This window comes from Streptococcus ictaluri 707-05, assembly GCF_000188015.2.
GTDB lineage: Bacteria > Bacillota > Bacilli > Lactobacillales > Streptococcaceae > Streptococcus > Streptococcus ictaluri.
Genome location: NZ_AEUX02000005.1, coordinates 156684 through 177449, shown reverse-complemented (window position 1 = coordinate 177449; position 20766 = coordinate 156684). Strand labels below are relative to the sequence as shown.

General features: G+C 36.8%; 22 protein-coding genes and 3 pseudogenes. 5 read left to right on the top strand and 20 right to left on the bottom strand.

Going from position 1 to position 20766, the window contains the following annotated elements; translation table 11 throughout:
• Positions 1-20: 20 nt before the first annotated feature.
• Both STRIC_RS12625 and STRIC_RS04135 read right to left on the bottom strand, forming a co-directional pair.
• Complete coding sequence (locus STRIC_RS12625; RefSeq protein ID WP_008088103.1) at positions 21-170, bottom strand: hypothetical protein; 150 nt, start codon at positions 168-170, stop codon at positions 21-23.
• Between the two features lie 57 nt (positions 171-227).
• Entirely contained in the window at positions 228-998 is a 771-nt protein-coding gene (locus STRIC_RS04135; RefSeq protein WP_008088308.1) for a hypothetical protein, read from the bottom strand.
• A 113-nt stretch (positions 999-1111) separates the two neighbouring features.
• Here STRIC_RS04135 and STRIC_RS04130 point away from each other — a divergent pair.
• Positions 1112-1974, top strand: a pseudogene (locus STRIC_RS04130) (IS982 family transposase).
• Here STRIC_RS04130 and STRIC_RS04125 read toward each other — a convergent pair.
• The 7 genes and pseudogenes from STRIC_RS04125 to STRIC_RS04100 form a co-directional block, all read right to left on the bottom strand.
• The gene (locus STRIC_RS04125) at positions 1967-2623 is read right to left on the bottom strand and encodes a hypothetical protein (protein WP_008088591.1); all 657 of its coding nucleotides are present in this window, start codon (positions 2621-2623) and stop codon (positions 1967-1969) included. The pseudogene STRIC_RS04130 and the gene STRIC_RS04125 overlap by 8 nt on opposite strands.
• Positions 2624-2636: 13 nt before the next feature.
• Positions 2637-2870, bottom strand: a pseudogene (locus STRIC_RS11760) (ABC transporter ATP-binding protein); the annotation flags it as partial.
• On the bottom strand, positions 2851-2979 hold the full coding sequence (locus STRIC_RS12865) for a hypothetical protein (RefSeq protein WP_008088266.1): 129 nt from the start codon (positions 2977-2979) through the stop codon (positions 2851-2853). The gene STRIC_RS12865 and the pseudogene STRIC_RS11760, both read right to left, overlap by 20 nt.
• A gap of 152 nt (positions 2980-3131) precedes the next feature.
• Positions 3132-3746 (bottom strand): dephospho-CoA kinase, encoded by a 615-nt coding sequence (coaE, locus tag STRIC_RS04115; RefSeq protein ID WP_008088386.1) that lies wholly within the window; start codon positions 3744-3746, stop codon positions 3132-3134.
• Complete coding sequence (gene mutM / locus STRIC_RS04110) at positions 3722-4543, bottom strand: DNA-formamidopyrimidine glycosylase (protein WP_008088397.1); 822 nt, start codon at positions 4541-4543, stop codon at positions 3722-3724. The genes coaE and mutM overlap by 25 nt, the downstream gene beginning before the upstream one ends.
• Before the next feature lie 151 nt (positions 4544-4694).
• Positions 4695-5540 (bottom strand): helix-turn-helix domain-containing protein, encoded by an 846-nt coding sequence (locus STRIC_RS04105; RefSeq protein WP_008088263.1) that lies wholly within the window; start codon positions 5538-5540, stop codon positions 4695-4697.
• A 253-nt stretch (positions 5541-5793) separates the two neighbouring features.
• Positions 5794-6899, bottom strand: a protein-coding gene (locus STRIC_RS04100; protein ID WP_156033583.1) for an IS3 family transposase whose coding sequence is annotated in 2 segments (ribosomal slippage) — positions 5794-6623 and positions 6623-6899 — 1107 coding nt in all. Because the reading frame shifts where the segments join, the coding sequence is not laid out codon by codon here.
• A 146-nt stretch (positions 6900-7045) separates the two neighbouring features.
• On the opposite strand from STRIC_RS04100, the gene STRIC_RS04090 reads away from it, so the two are divergent.
• Together STRIC_RS04090 and STRIC_RS12105 are read left to right on the top strand one after the other, a co-directional pair.
• On the top strand, positions 7046-8665 hold the full coding sequence (locus STRIC_RS04090; protein WP_008088373.1) for a transglutaminase domain-containing protein: 1620 nt from the start codon (positions 7046-7048) through the stop codon (positions 8663-8665).
• A 33-nt stretch (positions 8666-8698) separates the two neighbouring features.
• Complete coding sequence (locus tag STRIC_RS12105) at positions 8699-8956, top strand: chitin deacetylase (protein ID WP_156033582.1); 258 nt, start codon at positions 8699-8701, stop codon at positions 8954-8956.
• A gap of 182 nt (positions 8957-9138) precedes the next feature.
• Here STRIC_RS12105 and STRIC_RS04085 read toward each other — a convergent pair whose 3' ends face one another.
• Together STRIC_RS04085 and STRIC_RS12620 are read right to left on the bottom strand one after the other, a co-directional pair.
• Positions 9139-9771, bottom strand: coding sequence for an ABC transporter ATP-binding protein (locus STRIC_RS04085; protein WP_008088531.1), 633 nt, complete (start codon positions 9769-9771; stop codon positions 9139-9141).
• Between the two features lies 1 nt (position 9772).
• A pseudogene (locus tag STRIC_RS12620) lies at positions 9773-11791 on the bottom strand (DUF1430 domain-containing protein).
• Between the two features lie 223 nt (positions 11792-12014).
• Here STRIC_RS12620 and STRIC_RS04065 point away from each other — a divergent pair.
• A protein-coding gene (locus tag STRIC_RS04065) for an IS3 family transposase (protein ID WP_156033581.1) occupies positions 12015-13120 on the top strand; the annotation gives its coding sequence in 2 pieces (ribosomal slippage) (positions 12015-12291 and positions 12291-13120; 1107 coding nt in all).
• A gap of 731 nt (positions 13121-13851) precedes the next feature.
• Here STRIC_RS04065 and STRIC_RS13045 read toward each other — a convergent pair.
• From STRIC_RS13045 to STRIC_RS04055, 4 genes are all read right to left on the bottom strand, one after another.
• Entirely contained in the window at positions 13852-14100 is a 249-nt protein-coding gene (locus STRIC_RS13045) for a CPBP family intramembrane glutamic endopeptidase (protein WP_162097584.1), read from the bottom strand.
• 14 nt (positions 14101-14114) lie between these two features.
• Positions 14115-14540, bottom strand: coding sequence for a hypothetical protein (locus tag STRIC_RS04060; protein WP_008088585.1), 426 nt, complete (start codon positions 14538-14540; stop codon positions 14115-14117).
• A 107-nt stretch (positions 14541-14647) separates the two neighbouring features.
• Entirely contained in the window at positions 14648-14794 is a 147-nt protein-coding gene (locus tag STRIC_RS12100) for a hypothetical protein (protein WP_156033579.1), read from the bottom strand.
• Positions 14795-14822: 28 nt separating this feature from the next.
• On the bottom strand, positions 14823-15482 hold the full coding sequence (locus STRIC_RS04055) for a CPBP family intramembrane glutamic endopeptidase (RefSeq protein ID WP_008088317.1): 660 nt from the start codon (positions 15480-15482) through the stop codon (positions 14823-14825).
• Positions 15483-15729: 247 nt separating this feature from the next.
• Here STRIC_RS04055 and STRIC_RS04050 point away from each other — a divergent pair, with 247 nt between their 5' ends.
• Positions 15730-16593 (top strand): IS982 family transposase, encoded by an 864-nt coding sequence (locus STRIC_RS04050; RefSeq protein WP_008088535.1) that lies wholly within the window; start codon positions 15730-15732, stop codon positions 16591-16593.
• 384 nt (positions 16594-16977) lie between these two features.
• On the opposite strand, the gene era is transcribed toward STRIC_RS04050, so the two are convergent.
• From era to STRIC_RS04020, 5 genes are all read right to left on the bottom strand, one after another.
• Positions 16978-17877: a GTPase Era gene (gene era / locus STRIC_RS04040; protein WP_008088076.1), complete on the bottom strand. Its 900-nt coding sequence runs from the start codon at positions 17875-17877 to the stop codon at positions 16978-16980.
• Between the two features lie 12 nt (positions 17878-17889).
• Positions 17890-18297 carry a diacylglycerol kinase family protein gene (locus tag STRIC_RS04035; protein WP_008088257.1) on the bottom strand — a complete coding sequence of 136 codons (408 nt, stop codon included), beginning with the start codon at positions 18295-18297 and terminating at the stop codon, positions 17890-17892.
• Positions 18278-18781 (bottom strand): rRNA maturation RNase YbeY, encoded by a 504-nt coding sequence (ybeY, locus tag STRIC_RS04030; protein WP_008088359.1) that lies wholly within the window; start codon positions 18779-18781, stop codon positions 18278-18280. The genes STRIC_RS04035 and ybeY overlap by 20 nt, the downstream gene beginning before the upstream one ends.
• 190 nt (positions 18782-18971) lie before the next feature.
• The gene (locus STRIC_RS04025) at positions 18972-19547 is read right to left on the bottom strand and encodes a uracil-DNA glycosylase family protein (RefSeq protein WP_040831944.1); all 576 of its coding nucleotides are present in this window, start codon (positions 19545-19547) and stop codon (positions 18972-18974) included.
• 41 nt (positions 19548-19588) lie between these two features.
• Positions 19589-20641, bottom strand: coding sequence for a PhoH family protein (locus STRIC_RS04020; RefSeq protein WP_008088283.1), 1053 nt, complete (start codon positions 20639-20641; stop codon positions 19589-19591).
• Positions 20642-20766: the final 125 nt, after the last annotated feature.

Here is a 20766-nt window from a genome sequence, read left to right as displayed (position 1 = left end):
TTATATCATAAAGAGAAGCTTTATTTTAATCGGAAAGTCTTTGAAGCCAAACAATAAACCAAAACAAAACCAAAAATCAAAAAGGCCAACATCCCTGAAATGAGCAAAGCAAAATAAGGGAGCGTCATATGTTCTGTAAATCTAAAAAGTTGGTAACCAAAAATAGTCATAACCCCTGTCAAGAGATTGTAGAGCCAACTCTTAGAAGCTAACCCTTCTGTAAAAGGTTACAAAAGATAATATAAATACAAAAAATAGAGTGTGAAAAAAGCTAAAGAAACCAATTGCACTAATACTAAAATGAGGACTTCATACCAAACCCACTCAAAAAGATTGTAATAAAGAGAACAACTAAAAAAGGTCAGCACTAAAAAAATAGGCAGATTATACTTAATCAAAGACCAAAAGCGTTTTTTCAAACTTTCAAGGATAAGTTGCCTCTCTCGGTACTCTTTGTATTTCAGTAACGGTCGGTCTAAATGGTAAAAAGTAAATTTAATAAAGGGCTCACCCACATAAAAGAGATAGCCTGAAATTAGGCAGGCATAAAGAACAGGCACATAATAGGAGTGATTGACTTTATCAACCTGTCCATCCCAATGCCAGATAAACCATAGGATAACTGTTATGAGTGCAATGATTGCTAGACGTCTTCGAATATGTTTTCTTAGCTGTTTTCCCATTCGATAAAAGAAAATAGCGTTCAAGTATGCAATTCCTTTTAACGATTGGTAGGTTAAGGGAAGCTCTTTTGCTAACGCTATTTCCTTATCATCGACCCTGACTGCTGTGATATTGATGTCTTCAACATTAGCTGTTCTTTCTTTCATGGTCTCGTGTCTTAAAACGTTACGAGCTAATTGATTCAAGTTGGGATAGGTTTTTATTGTTTGAAAAGCTACTCCCCATAAGACAAAACCAATAAGCCCAGCATAGAATGAAAAGAAAGGATAAGGATTAAAGCGACTACCTAAATAGACCAGATAGAAACTTAACAAAAAGACGGCTGAAAAGATAACAAGTACCCGTGGTGCTAGTTAATCTCAAAATACAATAAAAAGCCCAAAAGGACTATACTGTAAGTGCCTACACAAACAGGAGGTTAGTCCAAATGAGCCACTTACAGTATACAGCTAAATCCCATCACTTACAATGAATATGCGTCAATTATCAAAAATTTGTTCTCAGTTTTATCAAGATTATTGTCCGGAAGACTTCAAACACCGTCGTAACGTCTGTCTGTCCAAAGTTTCAGACCAATCTCTTCTAGTTTTACTGCTATTACAAGCTGAACTAGGTATTAAATCACAACGTCACTTTTATAGGATTTGTCAGCTATTTCCCTGCGGTACATTACTAGAAAGAAGTCGCTTTAATAGGCGTGCAAGACAGTTGATTTGGCTGGTTCAAGTGATTCGTCAGGCAATGAACACTCAAATTTCTCCCAATACCATTGTTATTATAGACAGCTTTCCTTTGCCACTTTGTCAATCTATTCGTAACCACAGGGTCAGACTTTTCAATGGGATAGCTAATATTGGTTACACCGCCTCTAAACATATGTGGTTTTACGGTTTTAAGGTTCACATGCTAGTGACCTTATCAGGCTACATTCTGAATTATGTTGTCAGCCCAGCCTCTGTTCATGATATTAAGGCAGTTTACGAGTTGCTAGAAAGGTGTGAACAATCCGTCATTTTAGCAGATTTAGGTTACCTTAACCGTGAGCTGAAAGATGAGTTGAAGCAAAATGGCTATCACCTCTGGACTCCCTTGCGTCAAAATATGGAAGGGGCTAAACAGCATAATCATTGGAAACTAATGGCTATGAGACGAACCATTGAGACTAGATTTTCAGAACTTTGTTCCCTTTTTGATATGGAACGAACACTGGCTAGGGGCATGACAGGGCTGCAATTGAGGATTGAACAAATCATACTAGCTTACAATTTGAGATATTTTGAAATTAACTAGCACCATGGGTAACAAGTATAGCTTTGTTTAGGAGGTCTTCTTTCTTACTTTTTTTGACTTGATAAAGCGGTAAGAAAAGACATTTAAGGCCTAAGTTCAAGCCCAAAACTAATAGTGTAAAGCTTATGCCATGCCAAAAAGCAAAACCGAAATAGGCTAAAAAAAGACCTAAGGTAAAACTATGAAAGAGAAACGCTTGCCCAAAACTTAGCAATTGATTAGCTTGAAAATAGTCTCTCGGTAGAATATGAAACTGGCGAATAGCTTTTATTTGCTTCACATCATCCACCGAAAAGAGCTTAATTGAAAGAGCTGGTGATAACAGTAGGGAAAAAATAATAAAGTAAGTTAGCGTTTGAGACAAGCTGTCTGGTTTCTGATACCAACGATATTCTGCAAGTATGACTGTGGTCAATTGTCCCAAGCCTAAACACAGGACAACATAGCAAAGCCTCAAGGTCAGTATTTTCAAGGGGCTTGAAAAGATATGAATCAGTAATAACAGCCCTTTGACAGTAGCAGCGTGATAAAAACGGTTAGGAATCCTTTTACCAATTAAAGGCAGCTTTTGCAAACGATAAATCCGTTGATTGTAAAAGGTTACACCTTCAATTTTCCACAAGAGTGTTATTAACTTAGCAATGCTCATGGCCTTCTCCTTGCTATATTTCTAGAAGGTTAGCTTCAAAATCTTGCCCCTTGGCTGAACTGTCCATTTCTTGTAGCTCTCCCTTATCCAGGATAAGGACGCGGTCACAAAGGTCTTCTGCCAAAGACATTATATGAGTGGATAAAATCAGAATATGATCATCTCTCAAGCTTAATAAGAAACGCTTAATGGCTATGCTTTATACCAAATCTACCGCAGTAAGTGGCTCATCCAATAAGATAACCTTTTCGCCCCAAGAGACCCGTAATTTCTCCCTTTTTAAAGTGAGCACTGGCTCCTTTTAGGACTTCTTTTTCCTGAAATGTTTTTGCAATTCCTTCAATGACTAGTTCCATCTCTGCTCCTTTTGTCTTATCTTGACATCATTGTAGCTTATTCTTCTTTTAATCTCAAGATAATCTGAATTAAAAATGATAAAAATTTTCCCTCAACTAATTAAAAAAACAGCTAGAGTCAAACTCTAACTGTTGTGATGCTTTAATTTTGTTTACTTTTCTAATGTTTTTAGTGCTCTAGCAACTTCTTGTTCAAGGTCTTTCAAGTCTCCTCGATTATCAATGATGAGGTCTGCCATAGCTCTTTTTTGAGATAAAGACATCTGAGAAGCCGTTCGCTCTTTAACTTGCTCCAGAGTCAACTGATTACGTGCCATCAAGCGATTGAGCTGGGTTTCTTCATCAATATCCACAAGCCAAATGGCGTCAAACCAATCTTGATAACCTAGTTCAAAAAGTAAAGGAATATCCATGAAGAAGAGAGATTCGCTTTTAGCTAATTGATCTCTTTTTTCTGCTAAGGCTGCTCTAATCATCTCATTTTGGATATTTGCAGACTCTACTCTTTTGTCAGGGTTAGAAAAGATAAGCTGAGATAGTTTTTGTCTATCTAACTCTCCATTAGCTCCAAGTATACTCTCTCCAAAGGCAGACAGCAAAACCTCATATAGCTTCCCTCCCTTTTTTTGGAGCTTATGAACTAGCGCATCAGCATCAATGACCTGATAGCCTGCCTTTCTAATGATGGCTACAGCCGTTGATTTTCCTGAGGCAATGCCTCCTGTAATCCCGATAACTGTGGCTACTTCCTTTGACAATTTGGACATAAATGGGTTCCTCTCCCTCCGACTTTGATTTTAGTAATAGGATGTCCACAACGTGGACAGGGGTTGTCTTTTTGGCCATAAACCATCAGGTAATTTTGCATCGTTCCATCCATTCCTAAGGCATTGCGATAGGTCCTGATGGTAGAGCCTCCCTTTTGTACTGCTAATTGTAAGATTCGGATAATCTCACGGTGAAGCCTTTTTATTTCGGAAACTTCTAAACTATCCGAACGACGTTCCGGATGAATTTGAGCTGCCCACAAGACTTCATCAACATAGATATTCCCCAAGCCCGCAACCAAACTCTGATCAAGCAAATAGGGTTTGATCGGTTTTCGAGAGCTTAAGAGTCTTTTTTCAAAAAGGGATTGATCAAAGGCTTCAGCAGTTGGCTCTGGCCCAATACTGCGGTGCTTAAAAAAATAATCCAGCTCTTCTTTTGCGATTAAGTCAAAGGTACCAAACTTACGCACATCTTGATAAACCAATGTGCTCCCATCATTTAGGTGCAAAAAAACATGAAAATGCTTGTTGTCAGGCACTTGATCCTCAAAAAGCAGATACTTGCCTTCCATTCGTAAATGAGAAATCATAACCCACTGACCAAAATCAAAAAGCAAATATTTGCCACGTCTCCCAATAGCTTGAATTTTTTGTCCCGGTATCGTGAGACAAAAGGCTTCCAAATCTGTCTTTACCATCTTTGGAACCTTTATGGTCATGCTGCTGATGACCTTATGTAAGACTAATTGTTCTAAACCGGATCGGACCGTTTCCACTTCAGGTAATTCAGGCATATGAGTTTTATTCCCCCCACTCTTAATGTTTTGTTAAGAAAGAAACTTTTTCTCTCTATTTGTCTTGTCAAAGCTGAATCAGACAGCCAGCACATCTTTCTTATCTATTTTACGAATAATCTAAGAAGAAGACAACTTTAAAAGCCAAAACCTACTCTTCTTTTGTCTCATCAGGAACTTGTGCTTGATAATGTTCTTGATAAGCATAGTAAAAAGCATCTTCTTTTAGCAATTTAAAGATGGTTAGCGCATCTTGCATTTCTTTTCTTCCAACCAAATCACCTTGTTTCAACTTATAGTAACCGTGAACATATAAAAAGATGGTTTTTTCATAAAAATGAATTTCATCATTCAAAAGCGCTTGTATCTTAGTGATTAAATAGCGACTGTTTTCAAAAAAATCATGGTCAATACTAATGATTAAACAATTAATATACAGTTGCGTTACCAATATTTTATTGGTTTTGTTTTGTTCCGAGTAAGCAAAAGAATTTACCATTTCTTTTGTCAACAAAAAAAGAGTATTATAATTGATTAAACGAGAACAATTCCCTAATAATATAATCTCATAACATCCCCAATGTTCTACTCTAAATAAATAATCGGTTAATTGATTAATTTCCGATTCACTTGGTTTGGTATACTGATCAATCGAAAAAATAACCGCTTTAATCATGGTCGCCTCATAGGGCTTTTGACCATAGTCTTCCAACAAGTTAAATAATTCTTCTAGATTCTGCTCAGCATAATATTTTCGGAGCTGATTTAATAGCGTAAAGAAATGCGTATGCTTGGCCGAACGTATGGATAGAAATTCATCTATGGTAATATTAAGCTTGTCTAACAAATTTAAGAGTCGATTACAGGAAATCTCAGATTCCCCTCGCTCAAATCTAGAAATTTGAGATTTGGATAAGTGCTCATCAGCCAAAGCACTAATGCTAATCTGCCTTCCCTTTCGCAATTCTCGTAATGTTTTTCCAAGTTCAGTTTCCATTTTTCCCACTTTCACAACAAAAAATAAAAATTAATAGGACTATTATATAATATTAGTATAAACTATTAAATCAGAAAGGGGAAACACCATGGGAAAAATAAGTAAATCTCTTATTTTCGCGCTAATTATGGACATCCTTATTATTGTTGGCGGATAAGATTGAGTCTTTTTAGACTCAATCTTATGGTTTAAACCAACACATCTTTGAAAAGGCAACACTTTTCTGTACAACATTTATAAAGTGCTTTTTTCTTTAAGCAATTAATCTCCATGTCATGGGTGTCTGGTAGTTGAGACTGCCATGAATGCGATGGTAATTCCACCAGTGCACATAATCTTTCGTTTTAAGGATTAATTCTTCCAGTGACTGAAAGGTTTCTTGATGAATAAATTCAATTTTGAAAGCGCGATAGGTGCTCTCAGCTACCGCATTGTCATAGGGACAGCCTGCTTGGCTTAGAGAACGATTGATTCCAAAAGCTTCCAACATGTCATCAATCAGCTGATTATCAAACTCCTTCCCACGATCAGAATGGAAGATCTTGACCTTGGTCAGAGCGTAAGGGATGCTCTGAATCGCTTGTTTAACCAATTCGGCGGTCTTATGCCAACCAACTGACAAACCGATGATTTCACGATTGAAGAGATCAATAATCAAGCAAACATAAGCCCAGCTATTACCGACACGAACGTAGGTTAAGTCTGTTACTAAAGCATTTAGAGGCTTTTCTTGATGAAATTGTCTGGCTAAGTGATTAGGAATAGCTGCCACATTCTTCCCTTTTGAATGTGGCTTGAAGGCTGCTTTCTGATAAACGGATACTAAGTTGAGTTTGTGCATGATGCGACGAATCCGACGACGAGACAGCTGGATGCCTTCATTTTCCAAACATTTCTTGATTTTCCTAGCCCCGTATCTGGCCTTACTTTCGAGAAAAGTAGCTTTGATATTTTCTTCAAGTTCCGCTTCAGAGACTGGTTTAACAGCCTTGTAGTAATAGCTAGAACGAGGAATGTTCAACCAACGACACATGGCTGAAATGCTATATTTGTCTTTATTAGCAGTGATTACTTCTCTTTTCGTGCCATAATCACCGCCGCTTGCTTTAGGATATCTAACTGCATTTCGAGTTCTTTATTACGCTTTCGGAGTTCAATCAGTTCACGCTGCTCATCTGTAAGATTATCAATAGTTTTAAAGGAACCAGTTGTTTTAGCCTGACGTACCCACTTATCGAAGGTTGATGGGGTTAACTCATATTCTTTGATAAGCTCACTTCGTTTCATCCCTGCATTGTGAAGGTCAACGATTTGTTGCTTAAAGTCATCGGTGAAGTGGCGACGTATTTTTCTAGACATAATATTCTCCTATTTTCTTTAGTGTAGAACACTTTATAAATTCTGTCTAGTTTAGTGTAACCTATTCATCTTAGATCAAACTAAGGTAAGATAGGATGCTTCTACTAGAAGAAATCTTTCATTTTTTATTATTTTTAGGAGGACAAATGAAAAATAAGAAGATTATCAGTAGCCTTTTGGCTACATTACTAGCGATATCGATAACTCTCATTGACCATCAGGTTAAAGCCGATGAATTTGGTAATCAAGCTGGTTACTATGTTACTGAGACAGATAATCCATATCAGGCTATTAACTATTTTAACGAACAACACCACTCGCTTCATGACTACATCATGTCAAATGTCAATGAGTTCGTTACTCTATCACCACAAAAGGCCAGCCAAGAGCTTAACCGCTTAGTAGCTTTAGCCAAACAAGCCGCTGGCCAACTCGTAGCACAGCTACAAAGCCAAAAGCTAAGCCCTAAAGAATATAATGACGCTATTGAGCGTAGAAATACAATCCATAAAAATATTCAAAATCTTGTTAATCAAGAATCCGCAAAAATCAATGGTATTCAACAAGAATACAATACCCTTGTCAATCAAAGAAATCAAGCGGTTAACCAGATTAACACCCTTCTTAAAACCATCCATTTTGACGGAACAGGTAGTGTCGACCAAGTCAAAGCAATGTTTCAAGAACTTGCTGACCGTGTTAATCCCTTGGTGGAAAACATTATCACCTACAAGAACCAAGCTCTTGACTTACAATCTCAATTAGACAACTACCCTTCACCAGCTTTAGAAGCTGAGATCGCTAAACTAACAAATAAAGAAGCTGCTGAAGTTAAACCACTGAAATCAGATTCTCAACTTGTTGAAAATGCCGATGAGGAAAAACCTGTCGAAACTGAAGACAAAAAACCTGTCGTTGAAACAGACGCTAATTACACAAAACCTGAAGAAACTGAAAAAGCAGCTAACAATACTGTCACTTCCTATGATCAGTTAAAAGCCGTTTTGAAAGATAAAGTTGATAACCGTGTCCCAACTATGACGGTTAATATGGAATTGAAATCAGAGCAAGAAGTTCAAGTTTACCAACAAAAACTTGGTGATATCCTTCGCGAGTTGGGTAACCTTTTTGGTACAACAACACAATTCTCAGCTCAAACAAAAATCAGTTTATTCCAACGAGGTGGTCAAGTTGAGCGTGTGCTGGTAAGCAGTGACATTGCTATCGAGTATACCATCAAACAAGATCAAGTTGCCTTATCAAAAGAGTACAAGAACTTTGTAGCTAACTTTGTTAAAGAAAACATTACTGACAAAAATATCACAAGTGATTATGAAAAAGCGAAAATCATCCATGATCACATTGTCAACTCTTACGAATATGCTACTGAAGAGCTACAAACAACCCACGAAACCGTTAGCGGTATCAGTGTCCATGCTCCAGAAGCTCTTTATAAAGACAAACGTGGCGTTTGCCAAGCTTACGCTGTAATGTTTAGAGACATGGCAGTTGCTGCTGGTTTAGATGCTTGGTATGTTACAGGTAAGGCAGATATTATTGGTGACCCTGTCAGTGGTAACCATGCTTGGAATATTGTTAAGATCGACGGTACTAACTATTATGTAGATGCTACATGGAATGATACTGCTCGCACCAACAAATACTTCCTTGCTGGAAAACAAGTAACTGACGAAGAACATACTTTAGACCCAGCATACAATGACTTAGCTAGCTCAATCCCAAATGCAAGCTACCGTCAAATATAATTACTTTGGTTTAAGCTATAGATAGGATTCTTAATGACTAGAAAGCTATTATATTTAGGATTCCTTCTCATCTGCTCCTATTATTACTTTATCGTTTACTCCAAAACACCTCACTTTAATAAAGTACAGAAAGGAAAAGAAAAGATGGTTACAAAAGAGGAAAAGTCCAAAGCTGTCACCCCAAATGACAACCCTTCTCATCCAAAAGCAGAGGCAAAACCTCACACCGATGCTGTCATCAAACCTCAAATCAAGATGGAAAGCGAAACGGTGATAATTTCTTTAGATTAAAGCTCAACTCTATAAGAAATACCTATTTATAGAAAACAGTAAAACCAACTGTAAACTTAACGTTTACAGTCGGTTTTTTTCTCTTTATCAACTTTTGCTATTAAGAGTAGATAAACTTGCACTTAACTAATAAAATAAATAAAAACATAGATATGTAGATAGTGAACTATTAACAGTAAACCTTATCTAAGCTCATCCATTGAGATAATCTCATCAGCCATTTCCCAGATAAATGGGTTATGCGTTGCAATAATAATAAGTCGATTTTCATTTCTCAACGAGAGAAGAATGTCCATAATAATCTTTGACGTTTCAGGGTCAATCGAGGCTGTTGGTTCATCCGCTAAAATAAAGGGAGGATTCTTTAAGATCACTTTGGCTAGAGCAACCCTTTGGGATTCCCCTCCAGATAATTCATAAATTCGTTTATCAAGACCAAGATATGACAGGCCCACTCTTTCTAGAGCCTCTTTTTCCATTTTGTGTTGTTCAGACTTACTTAACTTTTTTCCAATCAGACCTAGCTTTAAATTGTCCTCGATAGTTTGACTGTCGATGAGACCAAAATTTTGAAAGAGATACCCTAATTCATGACGGAAAAAATCACTAGCTCTGTATTGCCCCAGCTCCTTATCACGATAAAAAATCTTGCCAGCATAGGGTTCTAGTTTCCCCATCATATTCATCAATGTCGTTTTGCCACTGCCACTTGAGCCGATTAAGGCATAAACCTTTCCGGTCTCAAAAGTCATAGAGAGTTCTGAGAATAAATAACGCTCACCAAACTGCTTACTTACTGTTTCTAATCGAATCATCTTATGCTCCTTTCAAAATAATCATGGACATCTTGTTTTCTTTTTTCATTTGAATATGTAACTGTAAAATCGATAGCCCAATAAATAATAGCAAGACTAAAAATGCCAGTATTATCCCTACTCGAAAGAAAATACTGATAAAGAAACCAAACAAGAATACCATAAACTGAGCTAAGAGATAGTGTCGATGAATTTCTAAGAACCTTAACCCAGAAATGCGTTTAATAAAAATGACCCGTCTAAATTCTTCAAAGTAGAGTCGATTCATTGTATGAAACAACAAGATGGAGGTAGCTATCCCAAGCACAGCTCCAGCAAGCATTATCCAGCTTTCTCTTTTAAGATTATCCAACAAAGTTTGGTGAATCTCATGACCCGATTTTAGTTCTCCAACCCAATTATCAATTCCATATTGCTTAATAAGCGCTTTGGCATCCTTTAAGTTTTCAAAAAAGATGTAATCCCCTAGAAGTTTTTCCCAGTAACCGTAAGATTGCTCTCCTGTTGATTGAGGTGTGAAAACAACAATGATTGGATCTCTTAAAAACTGCTGATAAGAGATCGGAGTTGTGTTGTAGACAAATCTATCACGACCAGTTCTTAGATAGGATACAGTAGCCAGCATCTCTTGATGCTTCTCTTGGCTGGACATACGACGACTTATCTCTTCTTCAAAAACTGATTGATAGTGTTTCTCTTTTGAACGAAGCTTTTCGGGTAAGAGGAAAACAAACTCTCCCGTAGTTAATTGATTCAGTTTATGCTCAATTTTAGGTGAAAGGTCAATTTTTTGATGTTTCAAGTATTGAGGTGTGACCATTAAGACATTACCTTGCGGACTATAATCATGCCATTTCGTCGAAGAAGTAACGCTTTTCGCAGAGCTTATCCCGTTTTTCATAACTCTTTCCACTAACTGATGCTGTGATACAAAGGCACGATTTTCTGAAATTGCCTGATTTAAGAGATTAAACTAGACTTTTTGCTTACGAGTGATTTCTTCCTGACTTTGTCGTGGGTCCACACCATCACGACCCAGAGACAAGGTAATCAAGGAACTTTCTTGACGCCAAGCTACTTGCCCCTGTTCTTGCTTTTGCCAAGCCTTGGAATAAATAGAGGTTCGACTAACCCCGATAGAAACGATAATAACAGCTAACAATTGACCTATTAAAATAAGGCTGATAATGCCTCTAACTGGAATTTGGCCTTTAATGACCTGCATCAAAGGGATTTTTGTGATGCTAGTCGCAAATAGTACTACAAAAAATAAGCTAATAAAGAGAAGACAACTATTATAGAGGATTAATCCAGTGACTAGGGTCTTAAGGGCTATCAAAGGAAATGGGAAAAACGGTTTTAAAAGAACGGCAAAGAGCAATCCAAGAACCAATCCTATTAAGGTATGGATAAGATCTTGAGAAAAAGGTCTTAAAAAAATGTTCCATCTGTTTTCACCAGATATCAGCCGTATCCCAGCACTTCGTAAGTTTAGGATTTGACTGATTAGACTAAGCACTCCGAAGGTTAGTAGAAAAATCAATAAGGCAATCAACTGAAAGCCACTACTAAAGACAGAAGCTAATACACTAAGACTGGAAGGAAGATTGGGGTATAAATGTTCCAACCCTGCATGCTTAAGGACACTAGTCAAACGCTCAACAGTAAGATTGCCTCGGAAGATAAAATAGTTAGTGGCAAGACTACTTCTAGTAGCATCTTTGTGGTTTTTTTCAGAAAGATGCTCAGGTAATTTTCCTTGTCCAAATACGGTATAAGTAAAGACTGTCTTTCCCTCAGCGTCAGGCTCCTGATGCTGCATGGCAATGAGACTATCTGTTTCTTTCGCTAAATATGATAGTCTATCTGCAAGCTTTTCAAAACTTACCTCTGTCTTGGAAGTATGAACTGATACACTCGGGTAGTAATGGGAAACATACGTATCAGACCAAATAGTGAACATCCAAACTAAAAATAAACTAGTTAGCAAGTTGGATAACATAACAAAGAATCTTTTCATAAGCACTCCTCAATGTAGAATACATAGACACATCATTTTTGAGAGAGATCATATTATAATATCAAATCCCCTGCTTTATTAACTGTAAGCACTATAAACCTATGAGTCTAAGAAAATATTATCACAAACTCATAAAAAGCGAGTATGTCACAAAATGAATAGGTTACACTAAACTAGACAGAATTTATAAAGTGTTCTACACTAAAGAAAATAGGAGAATATTATGTCTAGAAAAATACGTCGCCACTTCACCGATGACTTTAAGCAACAAATCGTTGACCTTCACAATACAGGGATGAAACGAAGTGAGCTTATCAAAGAATATGAGTTAACCCCATCAACCTTCGATAAGTGGGTACGTCAGGCTAAAACAACTGGTTCCTTTAAAACTATTGATAATCTTACAGATGAGCAGCGTGAACTGATTGAACTCCGAAAGCGTAATAAAGAACTCGAAATGCAGTTAGATATCCTAAAGCAAGCGGCGGTGATTATGGCACGAAAAGAGAAGTAATCACTGCTAATAAAGACAAATATAGCATTTCAGCCATGTGTCGTTGGTTGAACATTCCTCGTTCTAGCTATTACTACAAGGCTGTTAAACCAGTCTCTGAAGCGGAACTTGAAGAAAATATCAAAGCTATTTTTCTCGAAAGTAAGGCCAGATACGGGGCTAGGAAAATCAAGAAATGTTTGGAAAATGAAGGCATCCAGCTGTCTCGTCGTCGGATTCGTCGCATCATGCACAAACTCAACTTAGTATCCGTTTATCAGAAAGCAGCCTTCAAGCCACATTCAAAAGGGAAGAATGTGGCAGCTATTCCTAATCACTTAGCCAGACAATTTCATCAAGAAAAGCCTCTAAATGCTTTAGTAACAGACTTAACCTACGTTCGTGTCGGTAATAGCTGGGCTTATGTTTGCTTGATTATTGATCTCTTCAATCGTGAAATCATCGGTTTGTCAGTTGGTTGGCATAAGACCGCCGAATTGGTTAAACAAGCGATTCAGAGCATCCCTTACGCTCTGACCAAGGTCAAGATCTTCCATTCTGATCGTGGGAAGGAGTTTGATAATCAGCTGATTGATGACATGTTGGAAGCTTTTGGAATCAATCGTTCTCTAAGCCAAGCAGGCTGTCCCTATGACAATGCGGTAGCTGAGAGCACCTATCGCGCTTTCAAAATTGAATTTATTCATCAAGAAACCTTTCAGTCACTGGAAGAATTAATCCTTAAAACGAAAGATTATGTGCACTGGTGGAATTACCATCGCATTCATGGCAGTCTCAACTACCAGACACCCATGACATGGAGATTAATTGCTTAAAGAAAAAAGCACTTTATAAATGTTGTACAGAAAAGTGTTGCCTTTTCAAGCGAGTATGTCACAAAACTTACTTTTTTGAGCTTCAAAACCTTTCCTTATTTCATTGAAAGCCTTTTTTTAATTATATTTTATCATAGCCTTATAAAGGCAACAATACTTTTATAACGTACAATATTTTTTAATCTTAGTCTTGGAATATCTTTATGTAACAACTCCTTGAGTCCTATTAACTAAGAGTTATATTCATTAAGACATTCAAAACATGTTGTTTAGATTTACGAACAAGCAATACCTAAAAACAGATTTTAAGAGAGGAAACAGCTTTCTAGAGAACTTTCACCCAGTTCCATAGCGACCTCTCCTTTAAGACAATGCTTTTTCTTATTTAATAGATAAATTCTATTATATTTTTTGACTACAAAATGGCTTGGATATCAAAAAAAGCATTTTGATTCTAAGACGCCATCAAAATGCTTGAGATAACTATACTGTTCATTTTACTTACTAATTGTCTTCATTATAGCTTTAAGGGAAACTATAATCTGAAACTACATTTTTTTGCCTAAGAAGCTTTTTCTTCCAGATGCGTCCTGTAATTAGACCATTACAATAACTTTTTTGGGAGCCACCTGAAATACTTGTTAGCTCAGTCATATTTATTATTGTTTTGTCATTGTCAAAATCTTTTCATTACTATAATTATCCCGGTTATTTTTATTAATTCTCACTACTTACTTTAGCAAAACAACTGTAAGAAGTACTATTAAATTCTGCAGAGAATGGATAACAATAGGAAATCTTAAATCCTTACTTGTTTGATAAGCTATTCCATATAACAAAGAACTGATTAATTGAGTATTAAATATAGAGTCATTTCCATGAATATACGAAAATATCACCGATGTCACAATGATGCTTAACCAAAAGGAAACGCGTGATAACTTTTCTTGCAATATTCCTCGAAATAAAAGCTCCTCCAAGATTGGTTGAGAAACTACAGTCGTAAAAGAAATAATATGAATTTTACTGGCTGATAAGACATTTCTGAAATTTGGTCTGGTACAAATCCTACGTTATAACCATTCCCAATAAATAAAAGCATTAAATAGAGTAACGTTACTAAAAGTGTTACCGATACATATATCACTAAAGGTTTATACGCTATCTCTTTTTCCTTAAACTGATCGATACTCAAATCTACACCAAAGCATCTCGCTAAGAGTGATAGTAAATAAAGGCAAAGCATTATAAAAACAATGCAAATTATTACTCTTAAAAAATCTCCATCGATCCCTGGACTAAGATTAATCCGTTCATTATTAAATGTAGCAACAACCGGAGTTTGAATAAAAATAGTCATAAATATAAAGAATATCATTGACATAATAAAGGTAAGACACTTCTTAAAGACACCACTCATTCTATTTACTCCTATTTAACATTTACCAATCGTCTTGTTTTTTGATCAAATCATACTCCGACAAAATTTATGATTTCATTTTAAAAATATCAATTAACACCATGTTGCTACACCACAAACTGCTTTTCCAGCTGTATCCATACTTTTCTGATACCTTTGCCTACTCTATACCAAAAATCATAAGCTTCATTATCGCCACTTGTTACGTGGCTCAAATCAGTTGTCGTTAATGGTTTAACTTTTTTATTAGTCATTTGATTCTTCAATTTTTTCATTCAATCATCACATCAGCAAATTTGCCATTAATATTACTGTGATTAAGATATTTGTCAATATATGAGCAATTACACTGTCTCTCAATCTTCTTGAACGATAATATAAGACACTATACAATAAGCCACCTACAAAATAATCAAGTAGGGAGAAGGAGACGGTGTAGGTATGAGCAAATGCAAAAATGAATGCCGAGAGAGACAGATTGAAGTATTTATTATCTGGATACAACCTTATCAAACTCTCCAGAAAAATTCCTCTAAAAAGCATCTCTTCCAAAATTGGTCCAAACATATGAATACCAACCATCATAAACCACATATTGGCAGAGAAGAGTTCCTGTATAATATCTTCATTATTGGCAGAATGCACATCAAATCCCATAGCCAGTAAACTTGAGTTTATACCAATAACTAGAAGGAACGACAACACTGTCCATTGCAGTGTGGTTCTTAAAGATATATTTTGATTTCTAGGGATATTGGGAAAACATTTCCTTCTAATAAGAGACAATACACCAAATATTAATAAAAAAACTGCTAATCCTATCAGGATTTTGCAAACAGTATTGTTTTCAAAATAATTCATTCCCAAATAAGTTGGAATTTGAATCACCAAACTTAGTAAGATTGTTAAAAAAATCAAGAAAAAAAGTTTTAGTAACTTCATATGAGTCTCCTTGAGCACAAAATGTTACTCCTTCAGCTGCCCCTACCATACCACTCAAAAAATAATGTCATCTCAAGTCTCAACAAAAAAGAATTGATTTCACCACGAGAACTCTTACGATTTTCTATATAATCCTAATATGAAAATAACAAAAATGATACCCGTGGTGCTAGTTAATCTCAAAATACAATAAAAAGCCCAAAAGGACTATACTGTAAGTGCCTACACAAACAGGAGGTTAGTCCAAATGAGCCACTTACAGTATACAGCTAAATCCCATCACTTACAATGGAATATGCGTCAACTATCAAAAATTTGTTCTCAGTTTTATCAAGATTATTGTCCGGAAGACTTCAAACACCGTCGTAACGTCTGTCTGTCCAAAGTTTCAGACCAATCTCTTCTAGTTTTACTGCTATTACAAGCTGAACTAGGTATTAAATCACAACGTCACTTTTATAGGATTTGTCAGCTATTTCCCTGCGGTACATTACTAGAAAGAAGTCGCTTTAATAGGCGTGCAAGACAGTTGATTTGGCTGGTTCAAGTGATTCGTCAGGCAATGAACACTCAAATTTCTCCCAATACCATTGTTATTATAGACAGCTTTCCTTTGCCACTTTGTCAATCTATTCGTAACCACAGGGTCAGACTTTTCAATGGGATAGCTAATATTGGTTACACCGCCTCTAAACATATGTGGTTTTACGGTTTTAAGGTTCACATGCTAGTGACCTTATCAGGCTACATTCTGAATTATGTTGTCAGCCCAGCCTCTGTTCATGATATTAAGGCAGTTTACGAGTTGCTAGAAAGGTGTGAACAATCCGTCATTTTAGCAGACTTAGGTTACCTTAACCGTGAGCTGAAAGATGAGTTGAAGCAAAATGGCTATCACCTCTGGACTCCCTTGCGTCAAAATATGGAAGGGGCTAAACAGCATAATCATTGGAAACTAATGGCTATGAGACGAACCATTGAGACTAGATTTTCAGAACTTTGTTCCCTTTTTGATATGGAACGAACACTGGATAGGGGCATGACAGGGCTGCAATTGAGGATTGAACAAATCATACTAGCTTACAATTTGAGATATTTTGAAATTAACTAGCACCATGGGTAAAATGATATATCCCATAAAGAAGAAATTGATGTGATGATAAATTAAAAAGAGAATAAAGAAAGTGTTTATTCCAGTAATTTCAATAATTCTATTATGTTTATCAGAACCTTTTAGTGATAAATAAATCAAATAAATTTGAAAAATCGAAATGATGATTAGCAAAAAATTCTCCATACTCAGCCACCTGAAGCTTTATAGGCAAAATATCCTGTAATAATAGCAGCTATAATAATTGCATCGTATGTTTTCAAAATGGATAGCAATCTCAAAAACCATTCAAGACTAAGATATGCTACTGTCGCAATAACTCCTAATCCAAAAAACCAAGAAAAATATTAGTCTTATTTTCATTCATAGTAACTCAAAACTCTCTTAGTATTCTTTCTCGTTATAACCAAAATCAGCTAAGTCTAGCTTTTTGTCTCGCCAATTTTTCTTGACTTTGACCCAAGTTTCTAAGTAGACCTTGTCACCTAGCATGAGTTCAATATCACGACGGGCCATTTGACCTATCTTTTTCAACATAGCACCTTGCTTGCCTATGATGATTCCTTTTTGGCTGTCACGTTCAACCATAACAGTCGCTCTGATATGTACTTTATCAGTTTCGTCATCTCGCTTCATGGATTCCACCACTACTGCAACTGAGTGGGGAACTTCTTGCTTGGTTAGATGCAAGACCTTTTCACGAATCATTTCTGATACCAAGAAACGCTCAGGATGATCAGTGATTTGGTCTTCTGGGAAATATTGGAAACCTTCTTCTAAGTTGGCTTTCAAGATTTCCATCAAACGGTTAACATTGTTGCCCTGTGTTGCAGAAATAGGAACAATTTCTTTAAAATCCATTTGACTACGAAAATCATCAATTTGCTCTAAGAGCTGATCTGGGTGGATTTTATCAATCTTATTGATGACTAAAATAACGGGAATCTTTGCAGCTTTTAGGCGTTCTATAATCATATCATCGCCCTTACCACGCTTTTCATCAGCTGGCACCATAAAAATCACCGTTTCAACTTCACGCAAGGTGCTATAGGCTGATTCAACCATGAAATCTCCAAGGGCCGTTTTAGGCTTATGGATACCTGGTGTATCAATGAAGACAATCTGTTCGGTCTCAGTGGTGTAAATCCCCATGATTTTGTTACGCGTTGTTTGCGCCTTATCACTCATGATGGCAATTTTTTGCCCCATGACATAGTTTAAAAATGTTGATTTTCCAACATTTGGTCGCCCTAAAATGGCTACAAAGCCTGATTTAAATCCCATAAGTTTTCCTTTTTAGTTTCCAAATAAGATGCCCCAAATTTTTGGAGCAAAGATAATAATTCCAGTAAGAACAGCATAAAACGATATGACAAGTACTGCTCCTGCTGCCATATCCTTGGCATTTTTAGCTAGCATGGAAAAGTGATAGTCACTAGCCAAATCTACCACATTTTCAATGGCTGAATTGACAATTTCTAAGGTGATGACTAAAAAAATAGCCAACAAAAGAAAGAGCCATTCTATGGCTGAAATCCCAAAAATAATCCCTGCTAAACTTGCTAAGACGGCTGATACCAGGTGACTTTTTAGATTTCTCTCTTCTCTAATGGCCGTTAGAACTCCTGTCAGAGCAAATTCCAAACTAGCCGTTACGGTTCTGTTTTTCCATTTACGCTTAGTGTTATTGTCGTGTAAGGCCATAAGCAGTCAAAATCTCTTCTTGTAAGGTGAACATTTCTTTTTCTTCTTCAGGGGTGTAATGGTCATAGCCATTGATGTGTAAAAAGCCATGCACCGCAAGAAAACCCATTTCACGTTCAAAGGAATGGCCGTATTCTGCTGCTTGCTCTTGCGCCTTATCCACAGAAATAAATAATTCTCCAATATAAGCATCAAACTCAGACATCATTTCTGCCAAGTCAGGATCTGCTTCTAAGTCCTCTTGGTCAAATAAAATAGGTGTTTCTGGCTTATACTCTAAAGAAATCACATCTGTCGGACGATCCGTATCACGGTATTCTAAATTCAATTCGTGACTTCTTTCATTGGTCACGAAGGTAACAGACATTTCTTTTTCTTCTTTGCCTTTGCCGGTTTTTTGAGCAGCAAAATTGAGCAAATCAATGGTTTGCTCAATAATCTCTTGCGAAACTTGTCCCGTTTCGTCAATCATCTCAATATACATAATATCAGATTTTAGAAGATAACTTTTAAACTGTGTATGTCAATATACCTCATCAGCCAAAGGCTTAAGCCATCATCTTCTCATCCTTTCAATAATCTTTTGATAGTTCTAACTTCCATTATACCACAAGGCAATAAAAAAAGGGAATGGTACCCCATCCCTTCTCATAAGCCTTTAGTGACTGACAAGATTATTTCTGTATAATGCCTGCAACTCTCTTGTGTAAATGTGGCAAAAGCTCTCTTTCAAACCATGGATTTTTAGCTAACCAAATCTGGGTGCGAGGCGATGGATGAACGAGGGGAAAGACATTTGGTAGGTAGTCTTGAAAATGATGGACCGTTTCTGTTAGATTTTTGTAGCTTTGGTCCATCAGATAGTAACGCTGAGCATACCACCCCACTAGAATAGTTAATTCTAATTGTGGCATTTTTGCCAATAATGGTGGGTGCCACTTGGCAGCAAATGCTTTACGAGGAGGTAAGTCCCCAGCCTTTCCTTTACCTGGATAATAAAAATCCATTGGTAAAATACCAAATAATCCAGAATTATAAAATGTCTTGTCATCTACGCCAAGCCACTCTCGAAGCCGGACACCACTTCTATCATTCCAATAAAGTCCTGTTTCTTGAGCAACAATCCCAGGAGCCTGTCCCACAACAAGGATTTTGGCTGTTTCTGGAGCCGTGTAGAGGGGCTTTATCCCTTTTTTTGTATAATACTGGTTATCTGGGTCTGACATGATCGCTTGACAAATAGCATCCATATCACTCTCCTTATATAGCAATTTCTCCTCAAAAACTGGAGTTACTTGTCATCATCTTCTGGCAATTCACCAATCACTTCGTAGCTAGTTAAAGCAGATTTGGGTTTGCTTTCTTCAATAGCTTTTTGAAGTTCTTTTGTTGCTTTATCCTCATAGGCATTAATGATTTCTGCCACAACGGGGTGTCTGACCACATCTTTAGCTGAAAAATACACAAAATCAATGGCTTTAATGTGACTTAATTTTTGAGCAGCATCAATCAGACCAGATTTGACTTGACGCGGTAAATCAATCTGACTGGTGTCACCATTAACAATCATTTTAGAATTGAAACCAAGTCGAGTAAGAAACATTTTCATTTGCATGATGGTTGTGTTTTGAGCTTCATCCAAAATGACAAAGGCATCATCCAAGGTACGCCCACGCATATAGGCTAAAGGAGCAATTTCAATAATGTCGCGTTCCATCAAACGCGTAGTCTGCTCTTTTCCTAGAATCTGATAAAGTGCATCATAGACTGGTCTCAAGTAAGGATCTACTTTTTCTTTCAGGTCACCTGGTAAAAAGCCAAGGCTCTCACCCGATTCTACAGCAGGGCGCGTCAAAATAATACGCTTAACTTGACCACGTTTTAAAGCAGTAACCGCTAAGGTAACGGCTAAAAAGGTCTTACCGGTACCCGCAGGACCAATCCCAAAGACCACATCATGACGTTTGACACTGTCAACATAGGCTTTTTGACCTAGCGTTTTAACACGGATAGGCTTTCCAAAATTATCCTTAATGATTTCTTCTTCATAAAGGGTAACAAACTTGTCGATTTGACCAGACTCAACCATTGATAGGGCAGTGACCACATCAGAAGTATTGACAATCATCCCTCGAGCAACCAATATAAGGAGGGCTTGAATGGTCTGTCTTGCCAGCTCAACCGAAGATTGGTCATCTCCAATAATCTGGACACGTTCCGTTCTGGCATGAATAATCACTCCTAAATGATCTTCCATTACTTTTAGATGTCGCTCATTAGTCCCAAACAAAGCCAAGACATCATCTGGGTGATTTAGTGTTGTATCAACAGAATACTCTTGCAAATAGAGTCCCTCTTTCTTTATTTTCTACCTAGTATTATAACAAAAATCTACTGAAATGTAGGATTTTATCTTCAGTTCACCTTTTAGCTCACTTGCATCTTTCTCATTTTATTTTTATGAAAGCG

Bases quoted from the DNA above. Each gene is read 5' to 3' on its own strand.
- STRIC_RS04105 (WP_008088263.1), bottom strand. From the start codon at position 5,540: ATGGAAACTGAACTTGGAAAAACATTACGAGAATTGCGAAAGGGAAGG.
- STRIC_RS04085 (WP_008088531.1), bottom strand. From the start codon at position 9,771: ATGATTCGATTAGAAACAGTAAGTAAGCAGTTTGGTGAGCGTTATTTA.
- ybeY (WP_008088359.1), bottom strand. From the start codon at position 18,781: ATGTATATTGAGATGATTGACGAAACGGGACAAGTTTCGCAAGAGATT.
- coaE (WP_008088386.1), bottom strand. From the start codon at position 3,746: ATGTCCAAATTGTCAAAGGAAGTAGCCACAGTTATCGGGATTACAGGA.
- STRIC_RS04055 (WP_008088317.1), bottom strand. From the start codon at position 15,482: ATGAAGTTACTAAAACTTTTTTTCTTGATTTTTTTAACAATCTTACTA.
- STRIC_RS04025 (WP_040831944.1), bottom strand. From the start codon at position 19,547: ATGGATGCTATTTGTCAAGCGATCATGTCAGACCCAGATAACCAGTAT.
- STRIC_RS12100 (WP_156033579.1), bottom strand. From the start codon at position 14,794: ATGACTAATAAAAAAGTTAAACCATTAACGACAACTGATTTGAGCCAC.
- STRIC_RS12625 (WP_008088103.1), bottom strand. From the start codon at position 170: ATGACTATTTTTGGTTACCAACTTTTTAGATTTACAGAACATATGACG.
- STRIC_RS04060 (WP_008088585.1), bottom strand. From the start codon at position 14,540: ATGAGTGGTGTCTTTAAGAAGTGTCTTACCTTTATTATGTCAATGATA.
- era (WP_008088076.1), bottom strand. From the start codon at position 17,877: ATGGGATTTAAATCAGGCTTTGTAGCCATTTTAGGGCGACCAAATGTT.
- STRIC_RS04050 (WP_008088535.1), top strand. From the start codon at position 15,730: ATGAGCCACTTACAGTATACAGCTAAATCCCATCACTTACAATGGAAT.
- mutM (WP_008088397.1), bottom strand. From the start codon at position 4,543: ATGCCTGAATTACCTGAAGTGGAAACGGTCCGATCCGGTTTAGAACAA.
- STRIC_RS04035 (WP_008088257.1), bottom strand. From the start codon at position 18,297: ATGGCCTTACACGACAATAACACTAAGCGTAAATGGAAAAACAGAACC.
- STRIC_RS04090 (WP_008088373.1), top strand. From the start codon at position 7,046: ATGAAAAATAAGAAGATTATCAGTAGCCTTTTGGCTACATTACTAGCG.
- STRIC_RS04125 (WP_008088591.1), bottom strand. From the start codon at position 2,623: ATGAGCATTGCTAAGTTAATAACACTCTTGTGGAAAATTGAAGGTGTA.
- STRIC_RS12865 (WP_008088266.1), bottom strand. From the start codon at position 2,979: ATGGAACTAGTCATTGAAGGAATTGCAAAAACATTTCAGGAAAAAGAA.
- STRIC_RS12105 (WP_156033582.1), top strand. From the start codon at position 8,699: ATGACTAGAAAGCTATTATATTTAGGATTCCTTCTCATCTGCTCCTAT.